Below are 21,492 nucleotides of genomic sequence, written 5' to 3' on the forward strand. Positions count from 1 at the left end.
ACGGATGGGCGCGCCACTGCAAGTGTGATCACTGTAGTTGCGCTTCGGGCAGGGTCAGTGTGCGCGGGATTAATAACGCATCCCAGTGGGCGATACCCCAATCCAGCACTTCCCGCGGTGTCGCATAGGCCAGTTCCTTGCCCGGGTTGTGCCCCAGTGCGCGCAACGCACGCAGTAACAAAGGCGTGGCCTGATCTTCGGTCAGCGGCGGTGAGCGGTAGGATTTACCCAGCTTGTTGCCATCGGGCTGGGTAATCAGCGGGATGTGCAGGTAGCGCGGTTGCGGCAGGCCAAGCAGTTCTTGCAGATAGAGCTGGCGCGGCGTGGAGTCCAGCAGATCAGCGCCCCGCACGATGTCTGTGATGCCTTGCCAGGCATCGTCCAGTACCACCGCCAGTTGATAGGCATAGAGCCCGTCGCGGCGGCGGATCACGAAATCGCCGACTTCCCGGCCCAGATGCTGACGGAACTCGCCTTGCACGCGGTCGATGAAGTGGTAGTCCAGCTCGGGCACACGCAGTCGAATCGCGGCGTCTTCAGTGCCGTGGCCGGCATTTCGGCACAGTCCCGGGTAAATGCCGTGGTACGGCTCCAATTGCTTGCGCGAGCAGGTGCAGGCGTAAGCGAGTCCGTGATTGAACAGGCGATTGAGGACTTCGGCGTAAGCCTCGTGCCGGTCGCTCTGGCGGACCATTTCACCGTCCCACTCGAAACCGTAGCTTTCCAGAGCTTTCAATATGGCTGCCTGAGCGCCGGGTTCTTCCCGTGGCGGATCGAGATCCTCCATGCGCATCAACCAGCGACCGCCCACCGCACGCGCGTCGAGGTACGAGGCCAGCGCTGCGACCAGCGAGCCGAAATGCAGATGGCCGCTGGGCGTGGGGGCGAAGCGTCCGATGTAGGTGGGGGAAGTCATAAAAGCGGTCTATGTTGTCCGGCGAACGCAAGTCCCTGTGGGAGCGAGCCTTTGTGGCGAGGGGATTTATCCCCGTTGGGTCGCGTAGCGGCCCCAAACTCTGTAATCGCGGCGCGTCAGATAGAGCGCATCAACTGGGTTTGCGACTGCTCCGCAGCCGAACGGGGTGGTGCGGCATTCCGATAAATCCCCTCACCACAAAGGCTCGCTCCCACAGGTTTTCTGCGGGGCAAATTTCAGAAACAAAAACGGAGCGTTCGCACGCTCCGTTCTTCGTTCAAGGCGACATTACTTGCCGACTTGCTTTTCCTTGATTTCCGCCAGGGTCTTGCAGTCAACGCACATGTCGGCGGTAGGGCGGGCTTCCAGTCGCTTGACGCCGATCTCGACGCCGCAGGACTCGCACCAGCCATATTCTTCGTCTTCGATCAGCTGCAGCGTCTTGTCGATCTTTTTGATCAACTTGCGCTCGCGGTCGCGGGCACGCAGTTCAAGGCTGAACTCTTCTTCCTGGCTGGCACGGTCTGCCGGGTCAGGGAAGTTGGCCGCTTCGTCTTTCATGTGATCAACCGTACGGTCGACTTCCTGCATCAAGTCCTGTTTCCACTTATTCAGGATCTTGGTGAAGTGAGCGCGCATGGGCTTGCCCATGTACTCCTCGCCCTTTACTGCCTGGTAGGGTTCGAAGCCGCTGATCGACGTATTTTGCTGCTTTGCTTGGGTGGGCATGAAATGGACCGCCTCTACTCTTGTAATCCATTGCGCAGGATTGCTCCATCACCGACACCTGCCGGCCCTGCGGCTGCAAGCGGGCGAACTTACCAGATCAAATCGGACCGCGCTACTCCCGGATGTCGAGGTAGTGGCCCGAGGGGCTTGCAAATGATTGCAAAGCCTTGTCTGGCGGCGTTGGAGACCTGATCAATTATTGATTTTAGTCAAACCTGGGGTACACGCTTGAGTCGTTTGTGGCCAGGGATATAACGGCTCTGACCGCTTTAGGTTCTCGCTCGTTCCGGCGCTTGGGTAGAATCGATTCTTTTCTCCGTTGTAAGGAAGGCTAATGGCTCAGTCCTACAGTGCCCGCAGTCGCGCGATCGAACCTTTCCATGTCATGGCGCTGCTGGCGCGGGCCAATGAATTGCAGGCCGCGGGTCACGATGTGATCCACCTGGAAATCGGCGAGCCGGACTTCACCACCGCCGAGCCGATCATCCAGGCCGGCCAGGCGGCACTGACGGCGGGGAAGACCCGTTACACCGCTGCGCGCGGCATCCCCGAGTTGCGCGAGGCGATCTCAAGGTTCTATCAGCAGCGTTACAGTTTGAACATTGACCCGCAGCGAATCCTCATCACGCCCGGCGGTTCCGGCGCGCTGTTGCTGGCCAGCGCCTTGCTGGTCGACCCGGGCAAACACTGGCTGCTGGCGGACCCGGGTTATCCCTGCAATCGACATTTCCTGCGGTTGGTCGAAGGCGCTGCGCAACTGGTGCCGGTCGGCCCGGAAGTGCGTTATCAGCTGACGCCGGACCTGGTGGCGCGCCATTGGGATCAAGACAGCGTCGGCGCCTTGGTGGCCTCGCCCGCCAATCCGACCGGGACGATTTTGACCCGCGACGAACTGGCGGGCTTGTCGGCGGCGATCAAGGAGCGCCACGGTCATCTGGTGGTGGACGAGATCTACCATGGCCTCACGTATGGCACTGATGCCGCCAGTGTTCTGGAAGTCGATGACAGCGCCTTCGTCCTCAATAGTTTTTCCAAGTATTTCGGCATGACCGGTTGGCGGTTGGGTTGGCTGGTTGCGCCTGAAGCAGCCGTCGGCGAACTGGAGAAACTCGCGCAAAACCTCTACATCAGTGCCCCGAGCATGGCCCAGCACGCCGCTTTGGCCTGCTTCGAGCCGGCCACGATCAGCATTCTGGAAGAGCGCCGCGCCGAATTCGGTCGTCGTCGGGATTTCCTGTTGCCGGCCCTGCGAGAACTGGGATTCGGTATCGCCGTCGAGCCCGAAGGCGCGTTCTACTTGTACGCCGATATCAGCAAGTTCGGCGGCGATGCCTTCGCGTTCTGCCGACATTTCCTCGAAACCGAGTACGTGGCAATTACCCCGGGACTGGACTTCGGGCGTTATCAGGCCGGGCATCACGTGCGCTTTGCGTACACCCAGAGCCTGCCGCGCCTGGAAGAAGCGGTCGAGCGGATCGCTCGTGGATTGCGGAGCTGGCAAGGCTGATGCGTTTTCATCCTCCCCTCGAAGAAGGTCGCCTGATCCGCCGCTACAAGCGTTTTCTCGCCGATATCGAAACCGTTGGCGGCGAGTTGCTGACCGTCCATTGCCCGAACACCGGCTCGATGCTCAATTGCCAGGTAGAAGGCGGGCAAGTCTGGTTCAGCCGCTCCAATGACCCGAAACGCAAATTGCCCGGCACCTGGGAAATCGGTGAAACCCCACAGGGCCGGCTGTTTTGCGTGAACACCGGGCGCGCCAACGGGTTGATTGAAGAGGCGTTGCGGGCGGGCGTGATTACCGAACTGAACGGCTTTACCGAGTTGAAACGCGAAGTAGCCTACGGGCAGGAAAGCAGCCGCATCGATTTCCGCCTCGATTACCCGAGCGGGCCGGTATATGTAGAAGTCAAAAGCGTGACCTTGGGCTTCGACGGTACATCAGTGGCGGCGTTTCCCGATGCAGTGACGCAACGGGGCGCCAAGCATTTGCGGGAGCTGGCTCATCTGGCTCGGGACGGGATTCGTGCGGTGCAGTTGTATTGCGTAAACCTCACAGGGATCGACGCCGTGCGTCCAGCAGAAGAAATCGATTCGGCCTACGCGGCGGCATTGCGTGAGGCGGTGACATGCGGGGTCGAGGTGCTGGCCTATGGCGTGCGATTGACTCACGAAGAGATGGTGGTCGATCGGCGTCTGGATGTGCTGCTGAACGGTTAAAGGCTGATCCAGATCCCTTGTTCGTCTTCGCGGCAGGCAACAGTGGTGAGGGATTGCCCAGCGCACGGGCCGGCGACGCATTCGCCATCTTCGATCAGGAACAGTGCGCCGTGAGTGGCGCACTGGATCAAACTGTTGCTGGGGTCGAGAAACTGGTCGGGTTTCCATTCCAGTCCGACACCCCGATGCGGGCAGCGATTGATGTAGACATACACCTCGCCGCCCCGGCGCACGGCGAACAGTTTCTGACCGTCGACGTCGAATCCGCGACTACTGTTGTCAGCCAATTCGGCACCTGTGCAAAGCCACTTCATGTCTATCCTCAACTCCTGCGGCTCGTGACCGGATATGTCCGAGCTTGACGTTCAAATGCAAACAATTATCAAATGGCCGCTTCGCCCGTCGGGTGCGGGTGCCGGATGTCGAGGATACTTGGCCTGTCATCTCGATGCCTGGGAAAACTTAAAAGGAAGCTGTTTATGCGCTTGAGTACCCGCGTTGCTGCGCTGTGTGCCGGACTTCTCGTCAGCCATCACGCCGCAGCGGCCGAGTTGCCACAGCGTTGGGTCAGTGCCGGCGGCGCCCTGTCTGAGTGGGTGAGCGCGCTGGGCGGTGAGTCGAAACTGGTCGGTGTCGATACCACCAGCCAGCATCCGCAATCGTTGAAGGCGCTGCCGAGTATCGGTTATCAGCGGCAACTGTCGGCGGAAGGCATCTTGAGCTTACGCCCGCAGATTCTGGTCGGCACCGAAGAAATGGGGCCACCGCCGGTGCTGTCGCAGATTCGTAGCGCGGGCGTGCAGGTCGAGTTGTTCTCGGCTCAGCCGGATCTGCCGACGTTGCAAGGCAATCTGGCGCACCTGGGTAAGTTGCTCGGTGCTGAAGACCGGGCAGCGCAATTGCTCCAGTCTTATCAGCAGCAACTCGACCAGCAGAAGGTCCGGGTCACTCGTGCGCAGTTGCAGGAACAATCGCCGGGGGTGCTGTTGCTGCTGGGTCATGCGGGCGGAAAACCGCTTATTGCCGGCAAGGACACCGCCGCCGATTGGTTAATCCAACAGGCGGGCGGGCACAATCTGGCAACGCATACCGGCTACAAACCCTTTTCTGTTGAGTCGCTGGTCAGTCTGGACCCCGACGTGCTGGTGTTTGCCGACCGAGCGCTGACCGGCGATGCCGCGCGTGCGGCGTTGTTCAAGGAGAACCCGATTCTGTCCTCGACCCGCGCAGCCAAGGATGGACGCGTTATGGAACTTGATCCGACCTTGTTGGTGGGTGGATTGGGGCCGCGGTTGCCCGATGCGTTGAAAAATCTGTCTGACAGTTTCTACCCCGGCACTGCGGTCCAATGACCATTCTGGTTAAACCCCGTGCCTTGTTCATTGGCCTGAGCCTGCTGTGTTTGCTGTCGATCTGGTTATCGTTGGCGCTGGGGCCAGTGAGCCTGCCCTTATTCGATACCTTGCGCGCTGCATTGCGCATGATCGGCCTGCCCATTGCGCCCGATGGGCTGGAACAAGCTGAGCTTATCCTCGGGCAAATCCGCCTGCCTCGAACCTTGTTGGGCCTGGCGGTGGGTGGCGTGCTGGCGCTGTCCGGCGTGGCGATGCAGGGCTTGTTTCGTAACCCGCTGGCTGATCCGGGGTTGGTGGGCGTGTCCAGCGGTGCCGCGTTGGGCGCCGCTATCGCGATTGTTGGTGGTTCGGTATTTGGCGGTCTGCCTGAATCGTTCGGCCCTTATCTATTGTCGGTGTGCGCATTTCTCGGTGGCTTGGGCGTGACGGCGTTGGTGTATCGGCTGGGTCGGCGCAATGGGCAGACTCATGTTGCAACCATGTTGCTGGCCGGTATCGCATTGACTGCGCTGGCCGGCTCGGCGGTGGGACTGTTCACCTATCTGGCCGACGACGCGACCTTGCGCACGCTGACGTTCTGGAACCTGGGCAGTCTCAACGGCGCCAGTTATTCGCGGCTCTGGCCGTTACTGCTGGTGAGCGCCAGTGTGGCGCTGTGGTTGCCGCGCCGGGCCAAGGCCTTGAATGCATTGTTGCTGGGCGAATCGGAGGCCGGTCACCTGGGCATCGACGTCGAAGGGCTCAAGCGCGAACTGGTGTTCTGCACTGCGCTGGGCGTCGGCGCGGCAGTGGCGGCAGCGGGGATGATCGGGTTTGTCGGTCTGGTGGTGCCGCATCTGGTGCGACTGCTGGCCGGTCCTGATCATCGGGTGTTGTTGCCAGCCTCGGTGCTGGCGGGTGCCAGTCTTCTGCTGTTTGCCGATCTGGTGGCGCGGCTTGCCCTGGCGCCGGCGGAATTGCCGATCGGGATTGTCACGGCCTTCATCGGCGCGCCGTTCTTTCTGTATTTGTTGCTCAGAGGGCGTGCCTGATGTTGCGAACCCGGAACCTGCAAATCCGTCGAGGCGCAAAGATCGTTCTGACGGATATCACGCTGGAGCTCAAGCCAGGCGAAGTCCTAGGTGTCTTGGGCCCCAACGGTGCCGGCAAAAGCACCTTGCTCGGCGCCTTGTGCGGTGAATTGAAGGCTGATCACGGCGGTGTCTGGCTCGATGAGCGCGAGTTAAGTCATTGGACCGGCGCGCAGCGAGCCCAGCGACTGGCGGTATTGCCGCAGGTCTCGACCCTGGACTTCGCCTTCCGTGTCGAAGAGGTCGTCGGCATGGGGCGATTACCTTACCAAAGCGGGCGGGTCCGGGATGACGAGATCGTCGCCGCCGCCTTGCATGCTGCCGATGCCGGGCACCTGAGTGGTCGCAGCTATCTGGCTCTGTCCGGCGGCGAGCGTCAGCGGGTGCATTTGGCGCGGGTGCTGGCGCAGCTCTGGCCAGGCGAAGCGGGGCAAACGCTGTTGCTCGATGAACCGACCTCGATGCTCGATCCTTTGCACCAGCACACCACCCTGCAAGCGGTGCGCGAATTCGCCGATCACGGCGCTGCGGTGCTGGTGATCCTGCATGATCTGAACCTGGCGGCACGCTATTGTGATCGCCTGTTGCTGCTCGAAGGTGGGCGGCCGGTGGCGCTTGATACGCCGGAGCAGGTATTGCGTCCGGAACCACTCAAAGCCGTGTTCGGGCTGGAAGTACTGGTGCAGCAGCACCCGGAACGTGGGCATCCGCTGATCATCGCCCGCTGAACATTTTTTCGAGGTGAGAACATGCGTTTGATTGTGCTGTTGGCGCTGCTGGTCTTGAGTGGCTGCCAGCACCTATCGAGCCCGCCGCCGGTCACCGGTGAGATTCATGACCTGCGCAGCGGTCAGGTCCTGACACCTCGGGAACTGGTCGCACGGCTGGCCGAACCGTCGCGGCTGATCGTCGGTGAGCAGCATGACAATCCTGATCACCATCAACTGCAATTGTGGTTGTTGCAGGAGCTGGGGGAGCGTCGACCACAGGGTAGCCTGCTGCTGGAAATGCTCACGCCGGATCAACAACCGCGCATTGATGAAGTTCGCCGCGCCTCGACGCTGCCCGCAGATTTGCCCGACGCGTTGAACTGGCAGTCAGGGTGGGACTGGAATCTGTACGGACCGATCGTGGGTTTTGTGCTGACTCAACCGTACCCGTTGCTGGCGGCCAATCTGGATAATCTTGAAATCCGTACCGTTTATGCCAAGCCGCTGACGTTGAGCGGTTCGCGTTCAAACGCTGCTTCGGTCAAGGATGAGTTGCTGGCACAGATCAACGACTCCCATTGCGGCCTGCTGCCCACCTCACAAATGCCCGCGATGCTGGCCGTCCAGCAGCAACGTGATCGGCGGATGGCCGAGCGCTTGCTGTTGGCACCGACGCCTTCGCTGCTGTTTGCCGGTGCCTATCACGCTCGCAAGGATGTTGGCGTGCCGATCCACGTGCTTGATCTTGGAGAGCCGCAAGCACCGACGGTTTTGATGCTGGCGGAGCAGGGCGGCGAAGTCACGCCGGCCATGGCTGATTACGTCTGGTATACGCCCGTCACGCCGGCTCAGGATTACTGCGCAGAAATGCGTAAGCAGTTCGGGAAGTAAACGGACGACTTTTCCACAGGCAAAAAAAGACCCGACAAGAGTCGGGTCAAATAACCGTGATTAGCCTGATGAGGAGATATCTGAGAGTCCGAACCAAGGGCTTTTCAAATATCGACCAGTCTCGCGACCAGTTGTGATAATCATAGCGATTCTCATTACCAAGTCAACCGCTGTTTTTTGATTTCTTTGAATACCTCCGTCCTCTTGCTGATTAGCCCCGTAAACATTGCGCGTCAGGCGCTAATCCTGAGGCGAAATTTGCCTGTTCAATTCTTGTGGCGTGACGAGATGGCTTCCAGTTGTTTGTTCAAGGCTTCTTTGCGATCGGCTGGAATGTCATTCCAGTGCACGTCCATCAGTGCGCCTTCGATCGCATACAACAACACCTTGGACGCCCGGAACCCGCGCGTACGCACGGCCCGATAAGCATCCACCGCCCCGAGGCGACGCAAGTCCGAGGCGCTGTGAATGCCCACGGCATGCAGCCACTGCGCCGACGTCTTGCCAAGATTCTTCAGGTGTTGCAGTTCATCATTCATCAAGCCTCCTTGCGACGGCCGATCGGTGCGTGGGCGAGCTTCTCAGGAGTGTAGCCATCAGTAGGAAAAGCGTGATTGTTTGGTCGGTTTCGACGCAAAAGCTTCTAAGAGGAATACTCAAAGTGCCGCGTAAAGGTCTGCGGGAGCAGTGGGAGGAGGCGCGGCGGAATCGACTTTCTCGACAAAAAATCCAGCGTCCAGCGCAAGGCGGGGGGCGCTGGACTTCTCAGGCAGAACGTCGTTTTTAGCGGGTGCGATAACGCAGACGAGTACCGAAATTCATCGACATCAGGATCTCGTCAGCGCTCAGTTCTGGCGGAAAGTAGGCGCCGGAGATCTGTGCGTGAGCCAGGCTCGCACCTTCCAGGCAAGCGTTGCGAAAGTCGATGCCGCGCAAATCGGCGGAGCGGAAGTAGGCATCGGTAAAGTCGACACCCTCGGCGTTCAGTTCACGCAGGTCCAGGCCACGAAAATCGCCGCCGACCAGGTCGACGGAGGCATGACCGGCACGTTCGGCATTGAAGCCTGCGATGTCGTCTTTGTGCAGCAAGGCATAAAGCGGGGTGTCGAGAAGTTTCGGCTGGCTCATGTCGCATCACCTGATGGTTTTATGACGCCAGTATAGTGCCACTATTTGATAGCCGTGAAGCCGGCGAAGGCTTCACGGCTGAAATAGTTTTTTACAGACCTGGCATGCGCTGGCGAATCTGCGCAACGACGGTATCGAGCGTTCCGCTTTCATTGGTCTGGACGCGTTTGCTGCACAGAATCTCGGCAGGCGTCAGGGCTTCACGACTGGCTTGCTGCGCGGCGATGACAGCCAGGTTGGCGTCGGACGGATCCTTTTTGTCTGCCTGACGCAAAGCCAGCCAGCTCTCGATGACCGCTTGTGGTGCATTGCAATCGAGGATCAGGAACGGTGCACCGGTGGCCTCGGCAATTTTCGCCGCGCCGTCGCGCTGGTCGCGCTTGAGGTACGTCGCATCGATGATCACCGGGAAACCGGCGCGCAGGATCAATGCGGCAATCTCATGCAGGCGGGTGTAGGTGGCGGTGCTGGCGTCGGCACTATAAATGCCGGCCTGCGGGTCATTCGCTACGGTTTGCTCGCCGAACAGGCGCTTGCGTTCAACATCCGAACGCAGGCGAATGGCGCCCAGCGCTTCCACCAGACGCATGGCCACGTGGCTCTTGCCGACGGCAGAAACGCCGTGGGTAATCGCCATGAAACGCGAAGGAATGGTGCTGTAGCTTTCCGCCAGGTTGGCGTAGTTGCGGTACTGGCGCAGGGTGGTGGCGCGTTGCACCGGGTCGGCCTCGGCCGGCATGCTGAACAGGCTGACCTTGGCGCGAACCAGGGCGCGGTAGGCCTTATAGAAGTTCAGCAGTTCAAGGCCCTGATAGTCACCGGTCAGCTCCAGGTACTGGCTGATGAAACGACGTGCCAGGCTCTTCAGGCCGCGGTCTTCCAGGTCCATGGCCAGGAAACCGGTGTCGGCATAAACGTCGGTGAAGCGGAACGGTTCGTTGAACTCGATGCAGTCAAAGATCACGACCTTGCCGTCGATGACGGTGGCGTTGCCCAGGTGGATGTCACCATGGCATTCGCGGATGAAGCCTTCAGCCTTGCGCTGGGCAAACAGCGGCTTAAGGCGTTCGAAGCTGCTTTCGGCCCAGGCTTGCAAAGCATCAAGTTGCAGCAGATCGGCCTTGTCGCTGAGGAACGGACGGATCTGTTCGAAGTTCTGGCGTACCGGCGCCATCACGCTGTCCGGGGTGCCGGCTTCGTGTTCACCAGGCACTTTCGGTGCAGTGAGGTGGAATTGGGCGATCTGTGCGGCCATTTCGTCGATGTGCGCGGTGGTCAATTCGCCGTTGGCTTGCAGGGTGCTGAGCAACTGGCTCTGTGGGAATTGACGCATTTTCAGCGCGAAATCGACTACCGGACCTTCGCCGCCCAATTTCGGGGCTTCTTCGCTGCCAGTGATCGGCAACACTTCCAGATACAAATCGTTGGTCAGGCGCTGGTTAAGGCGCAGTTCTTCGCCGCAGAAATGCTCACGAGCGTCGAGGTTGGTGAAGTCGAGGAAGCCGAAATTCACTGGCTTCTTCACTTTATAAGCAAAGGGGCCTGTGAGAATGACCCAGGAGATATGGGTCTCGATGACCTGGAACCCGTCTACAGGATGAGGGTAGAGGGCCGGGTTTTGCAGGGCGGCGATCAGGGACTGGCTCACAGGCGATCCTTCAGAGTCTGGGGGAAATTCACGCCCGCCATTATGGCTGCAAGTCCGCCTGACGCAAACCTCGGAGGGCTCCTGTTGAGTATGAATAAAGTGCGTATAATCCGCCGCCATGACTCGTACTCGATCCCCCCGTACCCCCAAAAAACCACCTTCCAAGGGCTTGAGCCCCTGGCTGGGCTGGGCCCTTAAACTCAGTCTGGTCGGCCTCGTGGTGCTCGCCGGGTTCGCGGTTTACCTCGACGCCGTGGTCCAGGAGAAGTTCTCCGGTAAGCGCTGGACCATCCCGGCCAAGGTGTATGCGCGCCCGCTTGAGCTGTTCACGGGCCAAAAGCTGAGCAAGGATGACTTCCTTACCGAGCTCGACGCCTTGGGCTATCGCCGTGAAGCCGTGAGCAACGGCCCCGGCGCTGCGGCGGTCAACGGCAATACCGTCGACCTGAATACCCGTGGCTTCCAGTTCTATGAAGGCTTGGAGAACGCTCAGCCGGTGCGCGTGCGCTTCTCCGGCGACTATGTGGCCGAACTTTCGGCGACCAACGGTTCGAAGCTTTCTGTGGTGAGGCTGGAACCGCTGCTGATCGGCGGGATCTACCCGAAAAATCTCGAAGATCGCATTCTGATCAAAATCGATCAGGTTCCGCCATATCTGCTGGAAACCCTGGTGGCCGTGGAAGACCGGGATTTCTATAGCCACTGGGGCGTGTCGCCCAAGTCGATTGCACGCGCCGTGTGGGTCAACACCTCCGGCGGCAGGATGACCCAGGGCGGCAGTACGCTGACCCAGCAGTTGGTGAAGAACTTCTACCTGACCAGCGAACGCAGCCTGACCCGCAAACTCACCGAAGCCATGATGGCGATGCTGCTTGAGCTGCATTACGACAAACGGGAAATTCTTGAGGCGTACCTCAATGAAGTGTTCGTCGGTCAGGATGGCCAGCGCGCGGTGCACGGTTTCGGCCTGGCCAGCCAGTTCTTCTTCGGGCAGCCATTGTCCGAGCTGAAACTGCATCAAGTCGCAATGCTGGTGGGGATGGTCAAGGGGCCGTCTTATTACAACCCGCGCCGCAACCCGGAACGGGCGCTGGAGCGACGCAATCTGGTGCTCGATGTTCTTGAGCAGCAGGGCGTTGCCACCGCCGAGCAGGTCGCCGCCGCGAAGAAAATGCCACTGGGTGTGACGACGCGCGGCAAGCTGGCGGACAGTTCTTTCCCGGGCTTTCTCGACCTGGTTAAACGTCAGCTGCGCGAAGACTACCGCGACGAAGACTTGACCGAAGAAGGCCTGCGGATCTTCACCAGTTTCGACCCGATCCTGCAGATGAAGGCCGAAGCCTCGGTCAATGACACCTTTAAACGCCTGGCCGGGCGCAAGGGTTCCGATGAGGTTGAAGCGGCGATGGTCGTGACCAACCCGGAAACCGGTGAAGTCCAGGCCATGATCGGCAGCCGTCAGGCGAGTTTTGCCGGCTTCAACCGTGCGCTGGATGCGGTGCGGCCGATCGGCTCGTTGATCAAGCCCGCGGTTTATCTGACAGCCCTTGAGAAACCGAGCCAGTACACGCTGACCAGTTGGCTGTCGGACGAGTCCTTCTCGATCAAAGGCGCGGACGGTCAGGTCTGGAAACCCCAGAACTATGATCGCCGTTCCCACGGTACGGTGTTTCTGTACCAGGGCCTGGCCCATTCCTACAACCTGTCGACGGCGCGTCTCGGGTTGGCGGTAGGTGTACCGAATGTTCTGAAGACACTTGCGCGCCTGGGTGTGAGTCGCGAGTTTCCGGCGTTCCCTTCTATGTTGCTGGGGGCCGGTGGTTTGACGCCGATCGAAGTGGCGACCATGTACCAGACGCTGGCCAACGGTGGTTTCAATACGCCGATGCGCGGGATTCGTAGCGTACTGACTGCCGAAGGCGAGCCGCTCAAGCGTTATCCGTTCCAGATTGAGCAGCGTTTCGACCCAGCCTCCATTTACCTGATCCAGAGCGCCATGCAGCGGGTTATGCGTGAAGGTACCGGCAGTTCGGTTTATAACGTGCTGCCGAAAACCCTGACCCTGGCAGGTAAAACCGGTACCAGTAACGACTCGCGTGACAGCTGGTTCGCCGGTTTCAGCCAGGACTTGCTGGCGGTGGTGTGGCTGGGCCGCGATGACAACGGCAAGACGCCGTTCACCGGTGCCACCGGTGCATTGCAGGTCTGGACCAGTTTCATGCGCAAGGCCGATCCGCTGCCGCTGGACATGCCGCAGCCGGACAACATTGTTCAGGCCTGGGTCGATTCGCGTACCGGGCAAGGTTCCGAAGGCAGCTGCCCAGGTGCCGTGCAGATGCCGTATATTCGCGGCAGCGAACCGCCTCCCGGCGCTGCGTGCGGTGGCGAAAGCCCTGTATCCGGCGAAACGGTGATGGATTGGGTCAAGGGCTGGATGAATTAAGCAAAGAGGGTTTCAAGTGAACAAGTGGTTGATTCCAGCGGTTACCGCCGTGGCTTTGCTCAGCGGTTGCTCCTCCGTACAGCGCGGTTCGATCCCGGTTGTGGATTCTGGCAGCGCTGTCTCCAACAGTGAGCGAGTATCGGCAAATGGCGGTTTCCGCCAGACGACGACTAAACGTCCTGTTCAAGCCCAGACTCAGGCGATTCCACAAGGTGACACAGGAGTCGTCGTGATGGTGCCGGGTGGCGGCGCAGTGGCGTCGGCGCCGATCAGCACAGGGCCGATCACGCCAGGCCCGATTACCCCGGGGCCGATCGACACCTCGCCGGTGCAGTCGGCACCGATCAATCAGGGCAGCTACAGCATGCCGTCGACACCGAGCGGGATTCCTTCGGCCAATACAGGCGGTGGCTTGTCTGCCGACGAACAACTGGACGGTCCGGTACTGGCGTTGTTGACCACTGCTCAGCAGCAACAGGCTAGCGGTGACCTCAACGGTGCGTCCTCCAGTCTTGAGCGCGCCCAGCGTGTTGCACCGCGTGAACCGCAAGTGCTTTATCGTCTGGCTCAGGTGCGCATGGCCCAAGGCGATGCGCCACAGGCTGAACAGTTCGCTCGTCGTGGCCTGACATTCGCCAATGGTCGTTCGGCGCTTCAGGCAAGCCTGTGGGAATTGATCGCCCAGGCGCGTGAGAAGCAGGGTGATTCCTCAGGTGCTGCACTGGCCCGTCAGAAGGCCAAGGTTTCGCTGTGATGGACGCACGTTTCCCAAAGATTGCCGAACAACTGCTGTTGATCGAGCGTGAATTGCGGGCTCAGGGTTGGTGGGACGACGTTTCGCCCTCCGCTGAAGCGTTATCCAGCGTCGAACCGTTTTCGGTGGATACGCTGGATTTCGAGCAGTGGCTGCAATGGATCTTCCTGCCGCGGATGAAGCTCATCCTCGAACAGGATCTGCCGCTGCCCAACGCGTCGGGGATTCAGGAGATGGCCGAAATGGTCTTCGCTGCCCGCAATGTCCAGGGCAAGGATCGACAGCTGCAGGTCTTGCTCAAAGAGTTCGATGTGCTGATCACCGCCTCTCGCTGAGTCGGAAACTGCCAGTGATTACTGGCAGTTATCCGCAATCTGTTTCTGTGCTTCGGTTGTGCGCTCCTGACGTTGCTCGTCGGTCAGGCGGCGCAACTCACCGTCGACATCCTCCCGTAATCGCGGATTGTTCTGCAGTTGGGCCAGGTTCGTTCGCGCCTGCTCGCAAAATACCTTCAGCTGGGCTTGCTGATCGGCGACCTGCTTTTTCACTGTGTTGTCGATGGCCTGTTGATCGCCAATCGCGGTGCTGCGCGTTGGCGCAGCGGGTTTGCCGGCAGGCGGGGAGGGCGTCAGCACCGTGGTGACCTCCTGGCCTTGCGGCGGTTGCGCGTCGAAGTGGGTAACGCCTTGGGCGTCGACCCATTTGTAGATCTGACCGGCCAAACACAAAGGGCTGATCAGCAGACTGAGGATGAAGAACGTTCGCATGCCATTTCCTTGCCAAAGTTGCGCAATTGAAGCTAACACAGTTGCGGTTTAGCGGTTTTTTCTTGCTTTCTCATGCGCTTACTTCAATAAAGCACATAGACGGCTTGACTTGCAGAGGACGAAACAGAAGAATCCAAAGTCCGCTGTAGAGGGACTGCCAGAAGCAGGCCCACTCAGCAGATCATGAGGCGCACATCCGCGCCGACCTGTTACACCCGCAACGCGTTACCTCGCGCTGGGTGGGAAAGCCCCGCAACACTTGGGACGATCCCAATACTTGCTCAGTCAGTGCTGACGTAGTCGGCGACCACCGTCGCTCATGCTCTGCTGAGAAGTAAACCTATTAAGACCCGTCCCCTTTTATGTGGGCGGTATTCTGGCGTTTTAGAGGTGAACAACGTGGAGCTTTTATCTGGCGGTGAGATGCTCGTCCGCTTTTTGCGTGACGAAGGCGTTAAATATATCTATGGGTACCCTGGTGGTGCCGCATTGCATATCTATGACGCGCTGTTCAAAGAACCAGCCGTTCAACATATTCTCGTTCGTCATGAGCAGGCTGCCACGCACATGGCTGACGGCTATGCGCGTGCCACCGGCAAGGCCGGCGTCGTACTGGTGACCTCCGGTCCCGGCGCGACCAACGTCATTACCGGTATTGCTACTGCGTACATGGACTCGATCCCGATGGTGATCCTGACCGCCCAGGTGCCTAGCACCATGGTCGGTACCGATGCCTTCCAGGAAACCGACATGATCGGTATCTCCCGGCCGATCGTGAAACACAGTTTCATGATCAAGCATGCTTCGGAAATCCCGGAAGTCATGAAAAAGGCGTTCTACCTGGCGCAATCCGGTCGTCCTGGTCCTGTCGTTGTCGACATTCCAAAAGACATGACCAACCCGGCCGAGAAGTTCGAATACATCTTCCCGAAAAAAGCCAAGCTGCGTTCCTACAGCCCGGCGGTTCGTGGTCACTCGGGTCAGATCCGCAAAGCGGTGGAAATGCTGTTGGCGGCCAAGCGGCCGATCATCTATGCCGGCGGCGGCGTCATTCTGGGTAACGGCTCCGCGCCGTTGACCGAACTGGCGCAACTGCTGAACGTGCCGGTCACCAATACCTTGATGGGCCTCGGCGCCTATCCGGGCAGCGACCGTCAGTTCCTCGGCATGCTCGGTATGCACGGCAGCTATACCGCCAACCTGGCGATGCACCATGCTGACGTGATCATGGCCGTGGGCGCACGTTTCGATGACCGTGTTATCAACGGTGCATCGAAGTTCTGCCCAAGCGCCAAGATCATCCACATTGATATCGACCCGGCTTCGATCTCTAAAACCATCAAGGCCGACGTTCCTATCGTGGGTCCGGTGGAAAGCGTACTGACCGAAATGGTCGCTACCTTCAAGGAAATCGGCGAGACCCCGAACAAGGACTCGGTCGCTGCCTGGTGGAAACAGGTTGAAGAGTGGCGCGGTGATCGCGACATGTTCCCTTACAACAAGGGCGACGGCAGCATCATCAAGCCGCAGACCGTTATCGAAACCCTGCACGAAGTGACCAAGGGCGATGCCTACATTGCTTCCGACGTAGGTCAGCACCAGATGTTCGCGGCGCAGTACTACCGCTTCAACAAGCCTAATCGCTGGATCAACTCCGGCGGACTGGGCACGATGGGCTTCGGTTTTCCGGCAGCAATGGGCGTGAAACTGAGCTTCCCGGAAGCTGATGTGGCTTGCGTGACCGGTGAAGGCAGCATCCAGATGAACATCCAGGAGCTGTCCACGTGCCTGCAACATGACCTGCCGGTGAAGATCATCCTGCTCAACAACGGCGTGCTCGGCATGGTCCGACAGTGGCAGGACATGAGCTACGGCGCACGTCACTCGCACTCCTACATGGAATCGTTGCCGGACTTCGTCAAGTTGGCCGAAGCCTACGGTCACGTCGGTATGCGTATCACGGACTTGAAGGATTTGAAGCCGATGATGGAGCAGGCATTCGCGATGAAGGATCGTCTGGTGTTCATCGACATCAAGGTCGACGCCGGCGAACACGTCTACCCGATGCAGATCAAAGACGGCTCCATGCGTGATATGTGGCTGAGCAAGACGGAGCGTACTTAATCATGCGACATATTATTTCCCTGCTTCTGGAAAACGAACCCGGCGCTCTGTCTCGTGTAGTCGGCCTGTTCTCGCAGCGCAACTACAACATCGAAAGCCTGACCGTGGCCCCAACCGAAGACCCGACCTTGTCGCGTCTGACGCTGACCACTGTCGGCCACGATGAAATCATCGAGCAGATCACCAAGAACCTGAACAAGCTGATCGAAGTGGTCAAACTGGTCGACCTGTCGGAGAGTGCTCACATCGAGCGCGAACTGATGCTGGTCAAGGTCAAGGCCACCGGCGCCCAGCGCGCCGAGATCAAGCGCACCACCGATATTTACCGCGGGCAGATCGTCGATGTCAGCGCTAGCGTGTATACCGTTCAACTGACCGGTACCAGCGACAAGCTCGACAGCTTCATTCAGTCCATTGGCACCGCCTCGATCCTGGAAACCGTCCGTAGCGGCGTCACCGGTATCGCTCGCGGCGACAAAGTACTCAGCATCTAAACCAAATTAGCGAACGGCCTGAACGGCCTGGATATATAGGGGAATTTCATGAAAGTTTATTACGAAAAAGACTGCGACCTGTCGATCATCCAGGGCAAGAAAGTTGCCATCATCGGTTACGGCTCCCAGGGTCACGCTCAAGCGTGCAACCTGAAAGACTCCGGCGTTGACGTTACTGTCGGTCTGCGCAAAGGTTCGGCCACTGTTGCCAAAGCTGAAGCTCACGGCCTGAAAGTGACCGACGTTGCTTCCGCAGTTGCGGCTGCCGACCTGGTCATGATCCTGACCCCGGACGAGTTCCAGTCTGCTCTGTACAAGAACGAAATCGAGCCGAACATCAAGAAAGGCGCCACCCTGGCCTTCTCCCACGGTTTCGCGATCCACTACAACCAGGTTGTTCCGCGCGCTGACCTCGACGTGATCATGATCGCACCGAAAGCACCGGGCCACACCGTGCGTTCCGAATTCGTCAAAGGCGGCGGTATCCCTGACCTGATCGCTATCTACCAGGATGCATCGGGCAACGCCAAGAACGTTGCGCTGTCCTACGCCGCTGGCGTTGGTGGCGGTCGTACCGGCATCATCGAAACCACTTTCAAGGACGAGACCGAAACCGACCTGTTCGGCGAACAAGCCGTTCTGTGCGGCGGTACCGTTGAACTGGTCAAAGCCGGTTTCGAAACCCTGGTTGAAGCTGGCTACGCGCCGGAAATGGCCTACTTCGAATGCCTGCACGAACTGAAGCTGATCGTTGACCTCATGTACGAAGGCGGTATCGCCAACATGAACTACTCGATCTCCAACAACGCTGAATACGGCGAGTACGTGACCGGTCCGGAAGTGATCAACGCCGAATCCCGTCAGGCCATGCGCAACGCCCTGAAACGTATTCAGGACGGTGAATACGCCAAGATGTTCATCAGCGAAGGCGCTACCGGCTATCCTTCGATGACCGCCAAGCGTCGTAACAACGCCGCTCACGGTATCGAAATCATCGGTGAGCAACTGCGCTCCATGATGCCGTGGATCGGTGCCAACAAGATCGTCGACAAAGCTAAAAACTAAGTCGCGCACTTGTACGAAAAACGCGGCTTAGGCCGCGTTTTTTCGTTTGGGTAGCCGGTTCTGGTATAAAGCTGCATCGTTTGCGGCCGAACCGTCGTCCCAGACACCTGTCGAAACTTTCCACCCCGTTGCAAGGTAATGTCCATGAGCGAACGTCCCGAAGAGCCAAACAAGGCTTCTGACGCCGAAAGCCTGCTGCCCATCGATGAGCACATCGAGGAAGGGCATGATGCTGAAGGCCGTAAAGTCCGGCATCGTGGTATCTATCTTCTGCCGAATCTGTTCACCACTGCGAACCTGTTCGCAGGGTTTTATTCCATCATCAGCTCGATGAGCGCCCAGAGTGCCTTGAGTGCCGGTGATTCGATTGGCGCGAGCAAGTATTTCGCGTTTGCCGCGATCGCGATTTTCGTCGCTATGGTGCTCGACGGCCTTGATGGTCGCGTTGCCCGCATGACCAATACCCAGAGTGCTTTCGGCGCCGAGTACGACTCGTTATCGGACATGGTCGCCTTTGGCGTTGCGCCGGCATTGCTGGCGTTTGGTTGGGCCTTGGGTGACATGGGCAAGGTCGGCTGGATGGTTGCCTTCATCTATGTAGCGGGGGCGGCGCTGCGTCTGGCGCGTTTCAACACTCAAGTCGGTACTGCGGACAAACGCTACTTCATCGGTCTTGCCAGCCCGGCTGCCGCGGGTGTGGTGGCGGGGATTGTCTGGGCGTTCAGCGATTACGGCATTCAGGGGTCGAAGATGTCGTTCCTGGTTGCGCTGATGGTTGCCGCCGCCGGCATGCTGATGGTCAGCAACATCAAATACAACAGCTTCAAGGAGCTGGACTTGAAGGGGCGAGTGCCCTTTGTCGCGATCCTCGCTGTCGTGCTGGTGTTTGCCGTGGTCTTCAGTGATCCACCGCGCATTCTGCTGTTGGTTTTCCTCGCTTACGCGGCGTCTGGTCCGGTGCAATACCTGTTGCATCTTCGTCGGCACAAAAACGCCGAGTGATGTAATTTCCCTCATACTCCGCAGTCTATTGGTGCATCTGTCCTCCAATGCTGCGGAGTTGCCATGCTGATCAAAGTCCCCAAAGCGTCTGACTGCCATGAGTCGGACGTCACGCCTGAAGCCTTCTATCTTTCTCGACGCAATCTATTGGGTGCTGCCGTTGCCGGTCTGGCTGTGAGCAGTCTGCCGCGGTGGGCCAGTGCTGACGAAGCCGCTCGTTACGCCGATGTCGAGCCTGGCAAGGCACCTTCCTGGTTTGCCGAAAAGCTTCCTTCTACTAAGTGGGGGGCGGTCAACGTCAAGGATGAGGCGATCACGCCCTTCAAGGATGCGACCCACTACAACAACTTCTATGAGTTCGGCACTGATAAAGGCGACCCTGCTGCCAATGCCGGTTCGTTGAAGACTGAGCCTTGGACCGTGGTGGTGGACGGGGAGGTAGGCAAGCCGGGGCGGTATGCGCTGGAAGACTTCATGAAGCCTTATCAGTTGGAGGAGCGGATCTACCGTCTTCGCTGTGTTGAGGCTTGGTCGATGGTCATTCCCTGGATCGGTTTTCCCCTTTCGGCTTTGCTGAAGGAGGTCGAGCCGACGTCGAAGGCTAAGTTCATCCGGTTCGAAACGCTGCTGGATCCGAAAAGCATGCCGGGACAGCGATCCGGTTTTGCCTTGATCGAGTGGCCCTATGTAGAGGGTTTGCGCCTGGACGAAGCGATGAATCCGTTGGCCATTCTTGCGGTGGGCATGTATGGGCGCGAACTGCCGAATCAGAACGGAGCGCCGCTACGTTTGGTGGTGCCTTGGAAGTACGGCTTCAAGAGCGTCAAATCCATCGTGCGAATCAGTCTGGTCAGCGAACAGCCGAAAACTACCTGGCAGAGTATTGCCGCGGATGAGTATGGTTTCTACGCGAACGTGAATCCTACGGTTGATCATCCGCGCTGGACCCAGGCGCGGGAGCGTCGTTTGCCGAGCGGTCTGTTCAAGCCGAATGTTCGGGACACGCAAATGTTCAACGGCTACTCGGATGAAGTTGCCTCTCTCTATACAGGGCTCGATCTGCGGAAGAACTACTGATGCGCTATCCGTTTTGGCGAATTGGCGTCTTTATAGCTGCAGCGGTGTGGCCGCTGTTTTGGTTGTATCAGGCCTGGCAGGATGTGTTGGGTCCAGATCCGGGCAAGGTGCTGGTTGATCGGCTAGGGCTGGGGACGCTTGTCCTGCTACTAATAACGTTAAGCATGACGCCTTTGCAGAAACTCACCGGTTGGGCGGGGTGGATTGCCGTACGGCGACAGCTGGGTTTGTGGTGTTTCGCTTATGTGGTTCTGCATTTGAGCGGCTATACGGCGTTCATTCTTGGGTTTGATTGGTCGCAGCTGGGTGTCGAGTTGCGCAAGCGGCCGTACATTATTGTCGGCACGTTGGGGTTTCTTGGTCTGTTGGCATTGGCGGTGACCTCCAATCGATATAGTCAGCGACGCCTGGGTGTTCGCTGGAAGAAGCTGCATCGTCTGGTGTACGTCATTCTCGGGCTTGGATTGCTGCATATGTTGTGGATCGTTCGTGCCGATCTGAAGGAGTGGGCTATCTATGCCTCTATCGGGGCGTTCCTATTAGTGCTGCGCATTCCCCCGGTTGCCCGTCGAATCCCGCGTTTAATAGCTAAAAAGGCACCTTCTGCAAGAAAGGCGTAATTAGGGGTTGACGGCAGATTCTGGAAGTCTATAATTCGCCCCACTTCCGGCGCAGTCGAAACGGAAAACTCCTTGGTAAACAAAGAGTTACGCAGTTTTCGGCAGCGAGTTGCTTCAGGTTATCGAAGCCCAGAAGGAGTTGATCAGGCAGGGTTGTTTAGCTTGATTGACGGTTCGATCTTCTCGGTCGAAAGCGGAGAAAAAGAGGTGTTGACAGCAGCGAGTAACGCTGTAGAGTTCGCCTCCCGCTAACGAGAGATCGGAAGCGCAAGTGGTTGAAGTTGCAAAGGAAACTTTGAAAACTTCTGAAAATAACCGCTTGACAGCAACAGAGGCTGCTGTAGAATGCGCGCCTCGGTTGAGATGAAAGATCTTAACCAACCGCTCTTTAACAACTGAATCAAGCAATTCGTGTGGGTGCTTGTGGAGTCAGACTGATAGTCAACAAGATTATCAGCATCACAAGTTACTCCGCGAGA

At 58.7% G+C, this 21,492-nt stretch carries 22 protein-coding genes; 15 read left to right on the forward strand and 7 right to left on the reverse strand.

Features of this window, described 5'->3' with window-relative positions:
- Window positions 1-28 precede the first annotated feature (28 nt).
- On the reverse strand, window positions 29-916 hold the full coding sequence (gluQRS, locus tag EYC95_RS19320) for a tRNA glutamyl-Q(34) synthetase GluQRS (protein WP_131061780.1): 888 nt from the start codon (window positions 914-916) through the stop codon (window positions 29-31).
- A 288-nt stretch (window positions 917-1,204) separates the two neighbouring features.
- Complete coding sequence (gene dksA, locus EYC95_RS19325) at window positions 1,205-1,645, reverse strand: RNA polymerase-binding protein DksA (protein ID WP_131061781.1); 441 nt, start codon at window positions 1,643-1,645, stop codon at window positions 1,205-1,207.
- A gap of 334 nt (window positions 1,646-1,979) precedes the next feature.
- Here dksA and EYC95_RS19330 point away from each other — a divergent pair, with 334 nt between their 5' ends.
- Window positions 1,980-3,152, forward strand: a complete 1,173-nt coding sequence (locus EYC95_RS19330) for a pyridoxal phosphate-dependent aminotransferase (RefSeq protein ID WP_131061782.1) — start codon at window positions 1,980-1,982, stop codon at window positions 3,150-3,152.
- Entirely contained in the window at window positions 3,152-3,865 is a 714-nt protein-coding gene (sfsA, locus tag EYC95_RS19335) for a DNA/RNA nuclease SfsA (RefSeq protein WP_131061783.1), read from the forward strand. Before EYC95_RS19330 ends, sfsA begins: the two co-directional genes overlap by 1 nt.
- Here sfsA and EYC95_RS19340 read toward each other — a convergent pair.
- Window positions 3,862-4,179 carry a Rieske (2Fe-2S) protein gene (locus tag EYC95_RS19340; RefSeq protein WP_131061784.1) on the reverse strand — a complete coding sequence of 106 codons (318 nt, stop codon included), beginning with the start codon at window positions 4,177-4,179 and terminating at the stop codon, window positions 3,862-3,864. The two genes, sfsA and EYC95_RS19340, sit on opposite strands and share 4 nt — an antisense overlap.
- 165 nt (window positions 4,180-4,344) lie before the next feature.
- Here EYC95_RS19340 and EYC95_RS19345 point away from each other — a divergent pair, with 165 nt between their 5' ends.
- The 4 genes from EYC95_RS19345 to EYC95_RS19360 are packed head-to-tail and all read left to right on the forward strand — an operon-like array spanning window position 4,345 to window position 7,891.
- Window positions 4,345-5,217, forward strand: a complete 873-nt coding sequence (locus EYC95_RS19345; protein WP_131061785.1) for a hemin ABC transporter substrate-binding protein — start codon at window positions 4,345-4,347, stop codon at window positions 5,215-5,217.
- A 50-nt stretch (window positions 5,218-5,267) separates the two neighbouring features.
- On the forward strand, window positions 5,268-6,251 hold the full coding sequence (locus EYC95_RS19350; protein ID WP_178083845.1) for an iron ABC transporter permease: 984 nt from the start codon (window positions 5,268-5,270) through the stop codon (window positions 6,249-6,251).
- Complete coding sequence (locus tag EYC95_RS19355; RefSeq protein WP_131061787.1) at window positions 6,251-7,018, forward strand: heme ABC transporter ATP-binding protein; 768 nt, start codon at window positions 6,251-6,253, stop codon at window positions 7,016-7,018. Before EYC95_RS19350 ends, EYC95_RS19355 begins: the two co-directional genes overlap by 1 nt.
- Window positions 7,019-7,039: 21 nt before the next feature.
- Window positions 7,040-7,891, forward strand: coding sequence for a ChaN family lipoprotein (locus tag EYC95_RS19360; protein ID WP_131061788.1), 852 nt, complete (start codon window positions 7,040-7,042; stop codon window positions 7,889-7,891).
- 266 nt (window positions 7,892-8,157) lie between these two features.
- Here the strand turns inward: EYC95_RS19360 and EYC95_RS19365 are convergent, their stop codons facing one another.
- The 3 genes from EYC95_RS19365 to EYC95_RS19375 all read right to left on the reverse strand — a co-directional run bounded on the left by EYC95_RS19365 (window position 8,158) and on the right by EYC95_RS19375 (window position 10,667).
- On the reverse strand, window positions 8,158-8,430 hold the full coding sequence (locus EYC95_RS19365) for a TfoX/Sxy family protein (RefSeq protein ID WP_010467623.1): 273 nt from the start codon (window positions 8,428-8,430) through the stop codon (window positions 8,158-8,160).
- Window positions 8,431-8,674: 244 nt separating this feature from the next.
- Window positions 8,675-9,019, reverse strand: a complete 345-nt coding sequence (locus EYC95_RS19370) for a pentapeptide repeat-containing protein (RefSeq protein WP_131061789.1) — start codon at window positions 9,017-9,019, stop codon at window positions 8,675-8,677.
- A 91-nt stretch (window positions 9,020-9,110) separates the two neighbouring features.
- Window positions 9,111-10,667 carry a bifunctional aminoglycoside phosphotransferase/ATP-binding protein gene (locus EYC95_RS19375; RefSeq protein ID WP_131061790.1) on the reverse strand — a complete coding sequence of 519 codons (1,557 nt, stop codon included), beginning with the start codon at window positions 10,665-10,667 and terminating at the stop codon, window positions 9,111-9,113.
- A gap of 118 nt (window positions 10,668-10,785) precedes the next feature.
- Between EYC95_RS19375 and mrcB the strand changes: the two genes are divergently transcribed.
- Genes mrcB through EYC95_RS19390 form a run of 3 tightly spaced genes read left to right on the forward strand, consistent with a single transcriptional unit; the run spans window position 10,786 to window position 14,199 of the window.
- Window positions 10,786-13,110, forward strand: a complete 2,325-nt coding sequence (gene mrcB / locus EYC95_RS19380; RefSeq protein ID WP_131061791.1) for a penicillin-binding protein 1B — start codon at window positions 10,786-10,788, stop codon at window positions 13,108-13,110.
- Window positions 13,111-13,126: 16 nt separating this feature from the next.
- Window positions 13,127-13,864 carry a M48 family metallopeptidase gene (locus tag EYC95_RS19385; RefSeq protein ID WP_131061792.1) on the forward strand — a complete coding sequence of 246 codons (738 nt, stop codon included), beginning with the start codon at window positions 13,127-13,129 and terminating at the stop codon, window positions 13,862-13,864.
- The gene (locus tag EYC95_RS19390) at window positions 13,864-14,199 is read left to right on the forward strand and encodes a YqcC family protein (RefSeq protein ID WP_131061793.1); all 336 of its coding nucleotides are present in this window, start codon (window positions 13,864-13,866) and stop codon (window positions 14,197-14,199) included. The genes EYC95_RS19385 and EYC95_RS19390 overlap by 1 nt, the downstream gene beginning before the upstream one ends.
- Window positions 14,200-14,217: 18 nt before the next feature.
- Here EYC95_RS19390 and EYC95_RS19395 read toward each other — a convergent pair whose 3' ends face one another.
- Window positions 14,218-14,631, reverse strand: a complete 414-nt coding sequence (locus EYC95_RS19395) for a DUF4124 domain-containing protein (RefSeq protein ID WP_131061794.1) — start codon at window positions 14,629-14,631, stop codon at window positions 14,218-14,220.
- 399 nt (window positions 14,632-15,030) lie between these two features.
- Between EYC95_RS19395 and EYC95_RS19400 the strand changes: the two genes are divergently transcribed.
- The 6 genes from EYC95_RS19400 (at window position 15,031) to msrQ (ending at window position 21,013) form a co-directional block, all read left to right on the forward strand.
- Window positions 15,031-16,755, forward strand: coding sequence for an acetolactate synthase 3 large subunit (locus EYC95_RS19400; RefSeq protein ID WP_131061795.1), 1,725 nt, complete (start codon window positions 15,031-15,033; stop codon window positions 16,753-16,755).
- Window positions 16,756-16,757: 2 nt separating this feature from the next.
- Window positions 16,758-17,249 carry an acetolactate synthase small subunit gene (ilvN, locus tag EYC95_RS19405; RefSeq protein ID WP_003205610.1) on the forward strand — a complete coding sequence of 164 codons (492 nt, stop codon included), beginning with the start codon at window positions 16,758-16,760 and terminating at the stop codon, window positions 17,247-17,249.
- Between the two features lie 48 nt (window positions 17,250-17,297).
- A complete protein-coding gene (ilvC, locus tag EYC95_RS19410) occupies window positions 17,298-18,314 on the forward strand; it encodes a ketol-acid reductoisomerase (protein WP_007948647.1) in 1,017 nt (338 codons plus the stop codon).
- Window positions 18,315-18,458: 144 nt separating this feature from the next.
- Window positions 18,459-19,316: a CDP-diacylglycerol--serine O-phosphatidyltransferase gene (gene pssA / locus EYC95_RS19415; protein WP_010467638.1), complete on the forward strand. Its 858-nt coding sequence runs from the start codon at window positions 18,459-18,461 to the stop codon at window positions 19,314-19,316.
- Window positions 19,317-19,379: 63 nt separating this feature from the next.
- Window positions 19,380-20,393 (forward strand): protein-methionine-sulfoxide reductase catalytic subunit MsrP, encoded by a 1,014-nt coding sequence (msrP, locus tag EYC95_RS19420; RefSeq protein ID WP_131061796.1) that lies wholly within the window; start codon window positions 19,380-19,382, stop codon window positions 20,391-20,393.
- Window positions 20,393-21,013, forward strand: coding sequence for a protein-methionine-sulfoxide reductase heme-binding subunit MsrQ (gene msrQ / locus EYC95_RS19425; protein WP_131061797.1), 621 nt, complete (start codon window positions 20,393-20,395; stop codon window positions 21,011-21,013). The genes msrP and msrQ overlap by 1 nt, the downstream gene beginning before the upstream one ends.
- Window positions 21,014-21,492 lie beyond the last annotated feature (479 nt).

Source organism: Pseudomonas sp. BGI-2 (genome assembly GCF_004310295.1).
Classification (GTDB): domain Bacteria; phylum Pseudomonadota; class Gammaproteobacteria; order Pseudomonadales; family Pseudomonadaceae; genus Aquipseudomonas.